We start from the raw sequence: 12,489 nt of genomic DNA on the forward strand, positions 1-12,489 counted from the left end.
GGTGCAGCCACAAATGCTTCCTCCCCATGATCAGTCGATCATGTTTGAGAAGCTCCACGAAAGCGGGGGGAACTCAGAGTGAACCGGACGCTGGCTCGTTTGAGGGCGCGCCTGAGCGGCAGCAGCGGCCTGCGTAAGGGGCATGACAGGGACCCAGCAAGTCGTCGACCTGTTCGACGAACGCGTAACGATCGCACTTGGTTGCCCGGACGAGCACCGACTGCCCGGATGTCTATTCGTTCGGCTCAGACGGTGACGTCCAGGCGGTGTCCGGGCCGCAGCCGCGCGGCGGCCACGTCACCGCCATGGGCGGCGCTCTGCACAGCGGTCGTCACCGTCGCGGTGCTGGCGCCGCCGTTCGGGTCGGCGGCGCCGGCTGGCGGCGACTGTTCTGCAGGTGCATCCATGCCGCGTGCGCCGTCCAGCGCGACCCACCAGAGCTCACAGATACCGACATGGCGTCTCTCCAGGCGACGATGATGTGCCGACCTTCTCCTGGTCGGCTCGATCCGGGCGCCGTTGTAGTGCTGAGGGGCGAGATGGTTGCCGGAGGTCTGCCGCGGTCAGGTGCCGCGGGTGGCCAAGAGCCGGCTGACGCGGTTGATGAGGTCGTCGGGGTGGAACGGTTTGACGATGTAGTCGCCGGCGCCGACGGTGAAGCCGAGAGACACGTCGATGTCACGGCCGCGGCCGCTGAGGATCAGCACCGGAATGCCAGCGGTGCGGGCCAGGCCCTGCAACTGCTGGCAGACGGTCAAGCCGTCCATGCCGGGCATGCCGATGTCGAGTACGACCAGGTCGGGTTGTTGGCTGTGCGTCAACGCCAGTGCGGTGGTGCCGTTGTTGACGCTCACGGTGGCGTAGCCGGCCTGCTCGAGCTTGAACGTGACGAGTTCGCGAACGTCATCCTCGGCGATCAGCACCGTGTACGGTTCACGGTCTCGCCGATCGGGGCTCGCGGTGGGCGCCGGCCCGGTGCTCGCTGGTGGGTTCAGTGCGTCGAAGATGAGCATGAATGACTCCTGGTGTCAGTTGGTCGTCACGGGGGTTGAACGGCTCGGTGGCTGCCGCACGCTGGCCTCTGGTGGGTGGGCCCGGCCGGTCGGCACAGCGGTGTGATCTCGACATGGTCCGTGCCGAGAGTTGCGGGTCAGGTCAGGGTGAGTTGTCGTGCCGGTTGTTGCGGGTCAGGTACTGGGCTGGCGGGCAGGGTGAGCCAGAAACAGCTGCCGCCGCCGGGGTTGGCGGTCACCCCGATGTGCCCGCCGTGCCGCTCGATAATTTCCTGGCAGATGGACAGGCCCAGGCCGGTGCCTTCGTAGCCTGCGTCGAGATGGAGGCGGGTGAAGCTGGCGAAGATCTCGTCGCGTTTGTCCTCGGGGATGCCGATGCCTCTGTCGGCGATTTCGATACGCGCCATCGCGGAGCTGCCCGGCGTCGCGGTGATGTCGATACGCGGTGCCTTGCCTGGTTGCACGTACTTGAGGGCGTTGCCGATGAGGTTGTCGATGACCTGTCGCACGAGCCCCGCGTCGGCTCGTACCTGCGGTAGCGGGCCGACATAGATTTCCGGGAGCAGCGAACCGGTCGAGCCGGCTGCGGCCTGAAGGTGGCCGGTGCGTTCACCGACGACCTCGGCGACCAGCCTGTCGAGGTCGACGTCCTCGGGTTGCAGGACTGCGGACCGGGCGGTGGAGTGTGCGAGCAGGTCTTCGATCAGCCGGCTCATCCGATCGACGCCGGCTTGAACCTTGCCGAGAAAGGGCAGCGGCAGCCGCGAGCGCAGGTCCTGCGGCAGTTCGGCGCAGGCGTCGGCGATGACCTCGATGTAGCCGCCGATGCTGGCCAGGGGTGCCTTGAGGTCGTGGGCGACCACGCCGGCGAAGCGGCCCAGTTGTTTCTGGTATTCCCGCAGCTGGGTGATATCGCTGCACACGACGACTGCGCCGCGTAGCGCGCCGTTGGCGGTGCGCAGCTGGCGGGCGTGCGCGAGCAGTACCCGCGGGCGGGTGTCGGCGCCGTGGATCATCATCTCGGCGCCTTCGACGCTGCCTTCGCTCAGGGCCCGCAGCAGCGGGGTGCGTTCACGAGGCAGCGGGGTCACGCCGTCGGCCTCGGTGAACCAGGCCGGTGCGCCGACATGCCAGGCGTCGTCGGAGCCGGGCGCTCCGAGTTCGCTGTGCAGCCGCCGGCTGTAGTCGTTCTCGTGGGTCAGCCGGCCGTCGGCGTCGCAGGCGAGCACCATGACGTCGATCGCGTTGAGAACCTCGTCGAGGAACTGTTCGCGGTGAGCGAGCTCGTCTCGTGCCGAACGCAGCTGACTTTCGGCTTCTCGCCGGCGCTCGATGTCGGTGCGCAGCTCGGCGGTCGCCTTCGCGACCTGCAGCAGCGCCCGGTCGCGGGCCCGGGCCAAGGTCAGCACCAGGGCCGCCAGCAGCAGGCTGACCAGGGCGCCGGAGTTGAACACCACCGCGGTCAGATAGGTGTCCATACCTGGCAGTACCTGTGTGGTGTTGCGGAACTCCAGCAGCCAGTGCTGCTGCGCGACCGGCACGGACACCTGCCGCACCAAGCCGTCGGCGCGCCGCTGACCGCTGAGGATGCTGGCCACCGGGACCAGGTGTCCATCACCGGCGCCGGCTCGCAGGACGATGTCCATGACGCCTTGCGACGCCGATCGCAGAACGCCGTCCATGAAGGCCTGCCCGCGCACCGCCATCGAGACCCAGCCCCGCAGACCGCCGTTGCCTGCGGCGTCGTACACCGGGGCGACAAGGATGAACGACTGCTGCTGCTGCGAAGCTGGCAGCTGCCGGTCCTTGACCAGCACGTACGTGTCAGAAACGGTGACCTGGCCGCTGCGGGCCGCCTCGGTGAACGCCTCGACCGGTTCAGCCGCCACGGACAGATCGCGGCCGGCCATCGTCTCCTGGTCGGCCAGAGATTGCACGAAGGTCGTGAAAAGATGCTGCGGTCTGCTACCACTGGCCCGCAGCTTCAGCCCCGCGGCGCCCTGCGCCCGCCAGCGGCGCTGCACCTCGGGGATCTGCGCCGGTGTCGCCGAGACGACGAAGGCAACACTGCTCGCCCCGGGCAGTTCCTGCGGACGCAGGGCCGCGGAGAGCGCAGCGAAGTCGGCCGCTCGCAGATCCCGCTGCGCGCCGACGGCCGCCGCCAGCTGCGACACCACACCCGCATAGCGGCGCGTCTCGCCGGCAACGGTCGCCTGCGCCACCGCAACCCGCCGATCCATCAACCCGGCGGCATCAGCGCGCGCGTCGTTGTCGACCAGCCGGGAAGCGCCGAACGATGCGGACAACCCCACAACCGCGACCAGAGTCGCCCACACCTTCCCCGACCGCCGGCGCGCCTGCCTCATGGTTGTCACAGACCCGGCATCGGCGCGCCCCTTCGCCGGCTGAGCACGCCCGGCATGTCGCTCCGCGACTGCTACCGACCGGTGACCTTCGGCCGTGCGCCAGCTCGGCCAGGCGACGGGAGACTCCGACTGCGTCGACGGCTGTGCAGCGGCCACACGCCGATCCCCAGGGCGCGCAGCTGCACCGGGCGACAATCGTGCACTGATCGGGTCGCCGAGCAACAGGCGGCTTTCCCCGGGCGGGGCGCTGCTACGAGTTTGCACCGGTCCGACCGCTGCCGGACGGCCGCTGCTCAGACGATGGTGCTGGCATCGACGCAACAAGCAGTGATGGCCAAACTCCGCGTTCGGCTGTCACAGCCGTTCAGCCGAGCCTTCTGGGCCAGGCCAGCGGCCCGCCCACTTTGCTCGTAGCCCGGACCTTTTTCGCTTCCGTCCTTCGACATCGTCGCGACCCAGCAGAGGTATGAACGTGAACCAGACAGACCAGACGGTCCCGGTGTCGCAGCCATCCAGCGCTCCCGACCAGACCAGAGCCAGCTTCGGTGCACTGGCCCGCCTGGCGAGCCTGACCTGCAACATGCCCATAGCGGCAATCACCGTCGCCGGCGCACACTCATACCAGCTCGCCGACAGCATCGGTATCGACCTGGACTGCGAGCCGTTCTGGCAGCCGTGGTGCTCGCGTGTAGCCGCCGCACAACACCCGCTGGTCGTCTCGTGCGCGACAGCCGTAACCGGCACATCCACCGACGAGGCCCCCATCCGGGCATTCGCCGGAGCGCCGCTGATCGGCCATGACGGCCAGGTACTAGGCATCCTGTTCGTCGCCGGCGACCACCCCAGCGACCTCAACGACCGGCACCTGGACATCCTCGCCGGGCTCGCCGAACAGGCGGTCGGGCACCTGGCAACCGCCCGCGACCAGCGGCTGCTGGCTCAGCTCACCAGCGACCTCGCACGGGCACGCGCCCGGGAAGAGGACATGGTCGCGGCCGTCTCACACGAGCTGCGTACGCCGGTCACCAGCATCCTGGGCTACCTGGAACTGCTGACCGACGACGCAGCAGCCAACCGCTTCCAGAAACTGATCGGACCCATTCAACGCAACGCCGACCGGCTGGTCAGCATGGTCGACCACCTACTGGACGGGACCCGCACCGCAGGCGCCGCGGCATCCGGCGCCGCACCGACGGCGGTAGACCTGACCGCGGTCGCTCATACCGCGTCGGCCGCATGCCAGGCAGAAGCTCAGCACGGCGACGTCGACGTCGACGTCGCCGTCCGGTCACCGGACGTGGACTGCACCGTGCACGGCAACGCCGCTGAACTCGGTCAAGCGGTGCAGCAGCTGATCCGAAACGCGATCCTGTTTTCCCCCCGCCGAAGCACGGTAACCGTCGAAGTCGCGCACCGGAAACACCCCAGCATCACCGTACTCGACCACGGTGCCGGCATCCCTGCCCACGAACTGCCCCACGTGACCGAGCGGTTCTACCGCGGGAAACAAGCGCGTGACCAGGCGGTACCCGGAGTAGGACTGGGCCTGTCCATCGTCCAGCGCATCGCCACAGCCCACGGCGGCACCATACGCGTCACATCCCCCGGAACTGGCCAGGGAACCACAGCGCACCTCACCCTGCAAAAACCAAGCAAACCCAAAGAGAACCAGACCTGACGCAAGAAATCCGGCAACCCGCACAAGACGCCGCCAAAGACCACCAGACTGTATGCCAGGTACAACCACACGTTACTTTATGTCTCCATCAAACCCGGGGCGAGACAAGACGGCCACACCTACGACCGTCCATCTCCGTATCCGCTCATCGGCAGATCCGGATTTGAAAGAAGCGTCGATCATGAACCCGCAGCCCAACTGATCGCTCAGGTGGTCGTCGTTGTTCTCACGGTTGCCCGGCTCGTGTGTGAGCGCCGATCGGGGCGGACGGGGACGAGCCGCCACCATCGCATCCCGGCTTACTCACCGTGGAGGTCGGTCTCGTCGTCGCCGTCGTCCTCGCGATCGAACGGCGGTGACATCCTCATCCGGGTCAGGGCCGGGCAGGCCTCCTGCAGTGCCTGCCACACCCAGTCGGGTGCCCGGAACCGCCGGCCGAGCGGTGGCGGCGTGGTCAACTAATTAAGGACGCCAGGAGACACTTACGGGTCCGACGGCCGCCACGCCGTACTGCAGGGCTCGATCGTGATGCGGTGGCGCGCAGGTGCCGCAGGACGGGACTGATCGCCACGCAGGCTTTGATGAATGTCCATTCCATGATCCGACCGCCGAGACGTTCGCCCGTGGCAGATCACTGCTTCGATAAGGTCGCGCCGAACCGCGGCCGGAAGAGCAAGACCTGCCCTGGACGCGCCGCGCAGCGTCATCCGCGACGTATACACGGGGTGGAACCTAGTAGTCCCACCCGGGCGACTTGCTGAGGGTGACCCATGCCATTAGCAGGTAAGCGACCACGGCAACCCAGATCCCGGTGTAGGGGTCAATGCGGGCCATAGTGCCGACGTACACCATGAGGTCGCCGCCGACGCGGACAACGGCCAGGACAACGGCACAGCAGCCCAGGCGCCAGAGCCGTGGGCCGGCCGAGCATCGCGTAACTGACGACGACCGCGCTTGCCACCATGAACCACGTCCACTGAAAAACGGTCGCGACGTCCTGCTCGCGACTGATCACGGGAAGGACGTCGAATACGTAGGCCACCGAGGCGAACACCGACGATGCGACGGTGAACCCGGCGAGTGTGCCCTCGGGTTCGGGCGATTGCGGCGCGGGCCGCATGCGGATCAACGCGACGAGCGCGAGCGCGGCGAGCACCACCACGACGATGTCGTCGACGACGCCGAGCCCTCGCGGGCCGGCATAGCCGACCGGCTCCCGAAGGTCGGACCACAATGGCACATACCGCAGCTCGAGCACCGCGTCGCCGATGAGCAACGCGCCGCCGTACCAGGCCCACCGGGCCGGACACAGCATGAGCACGCCGCGAATAACATGGTGAGCAGATCGCCGACCACCCAAGCGAGGTGCGCCGCCACCACCGGCCCATTGACCGCCCGGCCCCCCGTGGCCAGGTGGTGGAGGTCGTATCCCCGAACGGCGCCGATCGCCAGCCCGGCGCCGAGCGAGAGCCCGCCAACAGTGCGCAGCAACGTCTCTCCTGGGAGGACTGTCCGCCCCGGCGCGTGACGTGACCACCGCATCGCCCTCACTCTAGGTCCCACGCCCACATCGCAAGATCCGGATGCCCGAGGCGCCTCTGCGGTTCCGCTGCACCGCGTGACGAGTTCTCATGCGGCTGGCGCGCACGGCGGCCGGCAGGAGCGGCGCTCGTCACGCCGATAGTTGTTAACCGTGGTCATGTTTCTGAATCCGCACGGGCGCACCTGCGGTTGTCGCCTCTGCATCCCGTCGGCGTGTAGTGCGGGTTGTTTCAGGAGCTGCAGGTGTTGAGCATGCTCTGCAGTGCGGTTTTCTCCGTGGACTGCAGGGTGAGGGCCCAGTACGACTTCACGGTGATCCACATTTTGGCGTAGGTGCACCGGTATGCGGTCACCGACGGCTGCCAGGTCGACGGGTCCTGGTCGCCTTTGGCCTGGTTGACGTTGTCGGTGACGGCGATCAGCTGGGGGCGGGTGAGGTCGTTGGCGAAGCTTTGCCGCTTGCTGGTGGTCCAGCCGCTGGCCCCGGAGCGCCAGGCTTCGGCCAGTGCGACGACGTGGTCGATGTCGACATCCGAGGCGGCAGTCCAGGTCGCGCCGTCATACGGGGAGTACCAGCGTCCCGAGGTCGCGGCGCAGGCGCTGTCGGTGACCACGGACGTGCCGTCGCGTTTGAGGACGGTCTCGCGGGCATTGCAGCTGCCGCTGATGGTGATCCAGTGCGGGAACAGATCGCGGGAGTACCCGGCCATCGAACCTTGTGCGGCGACGGTGAGCGCGGCAAGCCGGGACTGCGCGGTCGCCTTCGACGGGATACCCGGCGGGGTGGCGGCGGCCGGACCGGTCAGCAGCATGCTGGCCACGGCGGTGAGGGTGGACAGAGCGATCCATCGAAGCAGTCGGTTCATGCCGGCTCCCATCGGATGTCAGGCCACCCATCGCGGGCAACCCGACCCAATATCGATGCAAGTCAGTGTCTGGTGCAGGTGTGCAGGCGTGAACATCCCATTTCGCTCCTACGACGCCGCCGTAGCGGCAGCTCCACCTCCGCCGAGGTCACCGCTTCGGTCCCGGTAGCAGCGGGGCAGGAATAAGGTGCGCCATAGCTCCGTCGCCGGGGACAATCCCTGGCGACCGCCAACTCCTGCTGGTGGGCACGCGCTCGCACGAGGCAAACGACGTTCAAAGGCCGCGCATCTCACGCCGCTAAACCGCTATCCAACTCGGAGGGCGATCTATCCCACCAGTCCCTTCGCGTACCGAGTGCGTCGAGTAGGGCCCTTCGCCACCTGTATTCGAGGCGGTCAACGTGCGCCTGACCCTGCTGGGGAGTCAGTTCGCCAAGGCTGCAAGGACGGGCCGCCCCGAGGCATAGCGGTTGCGCCAGGCGTATGGCAATGGAGTCTTCGGCCGGTTCCGCAACGGGGTCGGATGTGGCGGCGTCAGCCCGCGCCGACCAGGGCCGGGGCGGGGGTGAGGTTGAGTCGGCTCACGGCCTCGTTCAAATCTTGTTGCCAGATCCACAGCCGGTACTCCGGCTCCACCACAAAATAACCTTCCGGACCGTGCAGCACCCGGGTACGCATGTCCGCGCAGTAGCGTTCCCGCCAGGATCGTGGATCGACCTTCAGCTGACCGCCGTTGACGATCGTGGCGGTGATGTCGTACAGCTTCTCCATTGCCCGGTACTCGTAGGCCAGCAAAGTGTCCGGGCTGGCCCAGATCCCTGACCCGGCGGCCCGGGCCGCCACGGCGGCGCCGGTCAGCAAGGCCAGGTCTTCAGCGCCGGGGATCGACGGGTAAATGACGAACGGGGCCGCCCACCCGTGCGTGACGAGGTCCAGGTTGAACGTCGGCCGCTGCGCTTTCGGGATCTCCCGCAACTCGGTGGCGGTGTAGTTCGGTGCCACATAGGCCAGCAGCCGGTGGTTACTGTCGAACGGGCTGTCCGCGACCCGGATGAACATTCCGCGCGGCTGCCCGGACGGGCGGGCCAGCCGGTCCGCGATGTTCTGCTTACCGAACGCCGACGCGGCCTGGCCCTGTTCGAAATGCAGGCTACCGGCCCGCCCGGTCTCCAACTTCGGCAACACGAATTGCGCTAGGCCTGGGTCGATGGGTGCCTTGCCGTCGCGGATCCACTGCGCCAGCTGGCTGAACTCGGCATCGATGACCGCTGCCCGTTCCAGCGTTTTCGCGGTGACCTCGGGAGTGTCAACCGACAGCATCCGCACCGGCATCCGCAGGTTCGGCGTGTCCCCGTCCGTGACGTCCACCAACGCCCGAGATCCCAGCGACGGCATCGACGCGCCCGCCGGAGCCCAGAACACCTGCACAGCTTCGACCATGATCTGCCTCCGAGGGCACAACGCGATGTGATTGGCTTCGCGCCAGTTCATCATCTGCCGGTGAACAGCAGCTCGGATTGCCGGCACTCGAGCCCTCTACGTAGGAAAACCGACAGGACAAGCCGCCCGGCACCGCGGGCCTGCGTGCGCCAAGCGGCGTTCACGTCATTAGTCGAGGTAACGCAACCGCTGCGCGGGCACGCCGGCCGCGCACAAGCGCTCGGCAAGTTCGGGCCGCGGGTTGTCGACGAAAACGATCACCTGGTGGTCGTCGCCGAGAGTGCAAGCCGCCGCGACGGTTCCGACGTTGATCGAGTCGATGGTCCCGACATCGGTGAAGTCAAGGACCAGCCGCAGGGGACGGACGTGACGCACGGTACGGACGACCAGCTGACGTAGCTCGACAGCGCGGTCCAGGCCCACACTTCCCGTGGGCCGGATGATGACGCTGCCATCGGCTGTAGTGCGAACCTCGAAATCGTGGGCACGCATGGGACCGCCTTTCGTCATCCCGCGTTCACCCTTCACTTCCACCGTAGGACAGCAGCGGCGATCCGCAAGCCAGCGCCCGCACGAAACGGCCACCGTCGACGAGTCGGCGCTGAGGTCACGTCCACCAGCCCAAGCGCCCTGATCACCACTGGCGGACCGCCGCAACAGGACTACTGCAGTCGGTCACCGTCGCGTGAGCCGTGCATCGAAGGTCCTGAGCGTCCGGTTCGAAGCAAGCCGAAGGGCCGTGAGGCTTCCGGCTCGCCGCCGGCGCCCACACGACCACCCTCCTCGTTGGCACATGCGCTGGATAGCCAGCGCGCTGATCATGGCACGCGGATCGCGGCGAGATGTGCGCGTCAGTCGATGCTAGAAGCGTTGGTTTCATCGAGGAGGAGGCTCCCGGTGCTTAACGGTGCAGTCATCATCGAGAGTTTGCGCGCGGGAGCCGTGTTCGACGACTCGCACTTGACGCTACGAAGGCTGTCACGGCTGGAGGTGTCCGACAGTACGCAGGAGCAACCGAAGGTATGGACCTTGGTCGAGTTCTCCAGCAATGCCGACCCCGGCGAGCTTGCCGAGCACTTCGCGGGAGCGCTGGTCGGGCGCGGCTGGTACGCCAGCTACGACAGCGACCAGGAAACCTTCGTCATCTTCCCAGGGAAGGTCTTCCGCTATAGGCGAGGTGATGCCGAGGCTCGCGATGAGGTCAAAGGCTATGCCTTATCAGCAGGAGTTCCGCGGTCTCCGATGGACTGGTGACCACCCGGTGTTCAGCGTGTTTCGCTCTCCTACGCGACCGGATGGTGGCATGAGAGTGAACCGCCGTGGGTGGTCACCCCGGCAGGGTCCAGCGGTCGTACGGATGACGGCCCGGTCGGAAACCGTGTGCCTCGACCATGTCGACGGCCGCGGCCAGGCCGGTGCCGACGGCGTCCGGGACGTGGGCGTCGCTGCCGAAGGTGACCACCTTGCCGCCCTCGTCGCGCCACCAGCGGACGATCTCCGAGGCCAGCGGGATGCGGGTGTTGACCTCCAGCGTCCGGTCCGTGGCGGCGAGGGTGCGCAGCGCGTGCCGGAACTCGTCCTCGAAGGCGTGCAGGTCGAACGGCCCGGCCTCGGCGGGCCAGCCGCGGACGGCGTAGTCCAGGTGGGCGAGGATCGCGAAAGCATCCGTACGGGTGACCAGCTCGGCGATCTCGGCCAGGTAGAGCCGGAGCACCTCGGCGGCGGGGCGCTGCCGGTAGAGCGCGTTCGCTTCGACGGGGTGCCGTCGACGGGCAGCGCGTGCAGCGAGCCGAGCACCCGTTCGTAGTGGCCGGTGCCGAGCAGTTTCGCGACCGGCACGGCGTTCCAGTGGGGTTCGCCCAGCTCGACGCCGCTGATGACGCGCAGCGACGGGAAGATCTCGCGGCACCGCAACCCGGGGTGCCGGCCCGCTCGACAACGATGCCGCGGCTGATTGGGGCGCGCAGCTGGACGACGCAGCCCCGGGTCAACGCGTGAAGCTGATCCGGCAGGCGTTGCCTCACAGGTTTCGCCCAGCTTCCGTGCGGCAAAGTCGCAGAAGCCGGGCGTGACGCAACGCCCGGAACGCTCCCCTACGGAAGGGATCCACATGCCGATCTCAGTGAACCTCGACGCCGCACTGGACAAGGCCTATGAGTCCAGCCAGGTGGCTGACCTCGCTGCCGCCCCGGTCTCGGCGCTCGCCGGCGTCAGCGAGGCCGACGCAGAGGCGCTGCAGAAGGCCTTCAACATCAAGACCATCGCTGACCTGGCCGAGAACAAGTACGTCCTGGCCGCTCAGACCATCAACAACCTGAGCAAGATCGCGAAGTAGTGCTGCCGCCTGCGATGGCGGCGAAGCGACCACACGATCGCGTACAAGTCGTCATCGCGGGCACCGAACGTTGCCCTATTGCGCCCGGAGCCCGCGATGTGCGGCCAGTTCCTCATAGGGCCGGTGGCCCAGGTGGCCGCCAAATCTGGTGTGGGGGAACCTGCACAGCACTGACCATGTGCAAGCCACCTTGCGCGATGCTGACCTGCCTGAGCGCCAGGTGAGGTCCGCATTCCCGCCGTGATCAGATATCCGCTTCTCGGCACGAGCATGCGTCGGGATGCCCCGGCGTGCGTCACGCCGCGTGACGCCTCAGCGCCAGCGTCGCCCGCGGTCGGCGGCAGATCAGTGCGTTGCGTCGGCACGTGACGCACCCTTTTCATGTCTGTGGGATCTCTCCTCCGCTCTCGTTCAGAACCTTCCGGTTGCCCAGCGGAGCCTGCAGAGTGGCGACAACTTCTCTGGGGATCGCCGTGAGATGTCGCAAGCCGCGGTCGAAGAATTCGTAGCGGACCCGCACCCGAACCTGCACGGCGTCTTCATCCAGAACCTCGACCTCGCCGGGTCCGTCACCCACGCCCTGCTCAAAAAGGATCGTGATGTCGCTATTGGTCGGGCCCGGCCGGTAGCCGATCAACTCGGCGGACCGTTTCCCGCCTCGGCGACGAAACAAAGCCATCACCCGGTAGAACAACCTGACGCAGAGGTTCATCGACACTCACGACGTCCGTCGGTACGCGTGGGCAGCCACGGGTTAACCCCGCATCGCTGGCGACGCGCTCCGAGTGGCATGGCGCCACGGTAGCCCGATAATCGTCCCGGTGCTGGACACTCCTCGCGTCCCGCCGGCCGGATACAGGCATTGAGCCGCAGACAGAGACCACGGGTCAGGTAACAGCGGAAGAGGCGCCTGGCTGATGCCACTCCGACCAGACGATGCCACTCCAGCGGTACGCACCTTCAACGCGGCAAATCAGTACGCGGCCTCGCGCCGACTCGATAATCGTTTCTTGGTCCTCGTGTTGTTTCTACGCACCATTCGCGTCACTCTGGGCGAGCTGAAGCAATCCATGTCGAGGAGCGACGGGCGTGACTGCGGTCTGCCGCCCGGTCATCCCGACGAGGGCATTGCTTTCGACGGCCGAGCCCTGCTGGAACGCGACGCGTTCTGGGCCCGTGCCGCCTCCTACCCGTGGACAAGCTTCGCCAGGGGATCGACTCATTGACAGCTTCAGTAGCCTGGAGTTGT

Annotated in this window: 14 protein-coding genes and 1 pseudogene; 5 read left to right on the forward strand and 10 right to left on the reverse strand. The window is 67.2% G+C overall.

The features are described from left to right. Nucleotides 1-245: 245 nt before the first annotated feature. From KXC43_RS47830 to KXC43_RS47840, 3 genes are all read right to left on the reverse strand, one after another. Nucleotides 246-407 (reverse strand): hypothetical protein, encoded by a 162-nt coding sequence (locus KXC43_RS47830; protein WP_221382968.1) that lies wholly within the window; start codon nt 405-407, stop codon nt 246-248. 156 nt (nt 408-563) lie between these two features. Then, entirely contained in the window at nt 564-1,013 is a 450-nt protein-coding gene (locus KXC43_RS47835; protein ID WP_221382969.1) for a response regulator transcription factor, read from the reverse strand. Nucleotides 1,014-1,150: 137 nt separating this feature from the next. Then, complete coding sequence (locus tag KXC43_RS47840) at nt 1,151-3,379, reverse strand: ATP-binding protein (protein ID WP_221382970.1); 2,229 nt, start codon at nt 3,377-3,379, stop codon at nt 1,151-1,153. Between the two features lie 466 nt (nt 3,380-3,845). On the opposite strand from KXC43_RS47840, the gene KXC43_RS47845 reads away from it, so the two are divergent. Further along, nucleotides 3,846-5,057 (forward strand): sensor histidine kinase, encoded by a 1,212-nt coding sequence (locus KXC43_RS47845; protein WP_221382971.1) that lies wholly within the window; start codon nt 3,846-3,848, stop codon nt 5,055-5,057. Nucleotides 5,058-5,356: 299 nt separating this feature from the next. On the opposite strand, the gene KXC43_RS47850 is transcribed toward KXC43_RS47845, so the two are convergent. The 5 genes from KXC43_RS47850 to KXC43_RS47870 all read right to left on the reverse strand — a co-directional run bounded on the left by KXC43_RS47850 (nt 5,357) and on the right by KXC43_RS47870 (nt 9,397). Next, nucleotides 5,357-5,515, reverse strand: a complete 159-nt coding sequence (locus KXC43_RS47850) for a hypothetical protein (RefSeq protein ID WP_221382972.1) — start codon at nt 5,513-5,515, stop codon at nt 5,357-5,359. A 362-nt stretch (nt 5,516-5,877) separates the two neighbouring features. Beyond that, the gene (locus KXC43_RS47855; protein WP_221382973.1) at nt 5,878-6,333 is read right to left on the reverse strand and encodes a hypothetical protein; all 456 of its coding nucleotides are present in this window, start codon (nt 6,331-6,333) and stop codon (nt 5,878-5,880) included. Nucleotides 6,334-6,829: 496 nt separating this feature from the next. Beyond that, nucleotides 6,830-7,411, reverse strand: coding sequence for an HNH endonuclease family protein (locus KXC43_RS47860; protein WP_438870959.1), 582 nt, complete (start codon nt 7,409-7,411; stop codon nt 6,830-6,832). Nucleotides 7,412-7,999: 588 nt separating this feature from the next. After that, nucleotides 8,000-8,992 (reverse strand): nuclease, encoded by a 993-nt coding sequence (locus KXC43_RS47865; protein WP_255646087.1) that lies wholly within the window; start codon nt 8,990-8,992, stop codon nt 8,000-8,002. Nucleotides 8,993-9,073: 81 nt separating this feature from the next. Beyond that, nucleotides 9,074-9,397, reverse strand: coding sequence for an STAS domain-containing protein (locus KXC43_RS47870; RefSeq protein WP_221382975.1), 324 nt, complete (start codon nt 9,395-9,397; stop codon nt 9,074-9,076). Between the two features lie 405 nt (nt 9,398-9,802). On the opposite strand from KXC43_RS47870, the gene KXC43_RS47875 reads away from it, so the two are divergent. Beyond that, nucleotides 9,803-10,159, forward strand: a complete 357-nt coding sequence (locus tag KXC43_RS47875; protein WP_221382976.1) for a hypothetical protein — start codon at nt 9,803-9,805, stop codon at nt 10,157-10,159. 73 nt (nt 10,160-10,232) lie between these two features. Here the strand turns inward: KXC43_RS47875 and KXC43_RS47880 are convergent, their stop codons facing one another. Continuing rightward, the gene (locus KXC43_RS47880; protein WP_221382977.1) at nt 10,233-10,619 is read right to left on the reverse strand and encodes a PHP domain-containing protein; all 387 of its coding nucleotides are present in this window, start codon (nt 10,617-10,619) and stop codon (nt 10,233-10,235) included. A 217-nt stretch (nt 10,620-10,836) separates the two neighbouring features. Between KXC43_RS47880 and KXC43_RS47885 the strand changes: the two are divergent. Both KXC43_RS47885 and KXC43_RS47890 read left to right on the forward strand, forming a co-directional pair. Next, nucleotides 10,837-10,977 (forward strand): annotated as a pseudogene (locus tag KXC43_RS47885) (DUF4259 domain-containing protein); the annotation flags it as partial. Between the two features lie 38 nt (nt 10,978-11,015). Then, on the forward strand, nt 11,016-11,240 hold the full coding sequence (locus tag KXC43_RS47890) for a hypothetical protein (RefSeq protein WP_221382978.1): 225 nt from the start codon (nt 11,016-11,018) through the stop codon (nt 11,238-11,240). Between the two features lie 379 nt (nt 11,241-11,619). Here the strand turns inward: KXC43_RS47890 and KXC43_RS47895 are convergent, their stop codons facing one another. Beyond that, nucleotides 11,620-11,958, reverse strand: a complete 339-nt coding sequence (locus KXC43_RS47895; protein WP_221382979.1) for a hypothetical protein — start codon at nt 11,956-11,958, stop codon at nt 11,620-11,622. Between the two features lie 292 nt (nt 11,959-12,250). Here KXC43_RS47895 and KXC43_RS47900 point away from each other — a divergent pair, with 292 nt between their 5' ends. Next, nucleotides 12,251-12,466 carry a hypothetical protein gene (locus KXC43_RS47900; RefSeq protein WP_221382980.1) on the forward strand — a complete coding sequence of 72 codons (216 nt, stop codon included), beginning with the start codon at nt 12,251-12,253 and terminating at the stop codon, nt 12,464-12,466. Nucleotides 12,467-12,489 lie beyond the last annotated feature (23 nt).

The sequence above is a fragment of the Paractinoplanes polyasparticus genome (assembly GCF_019710575.1).
Classification (GTDB): Bacteria; Actinomycetota; Actinomycetes; order Mycobacteriales; family Micromonosporaceae; genus Actinoplanes; species Actinoplanes polyasparticus.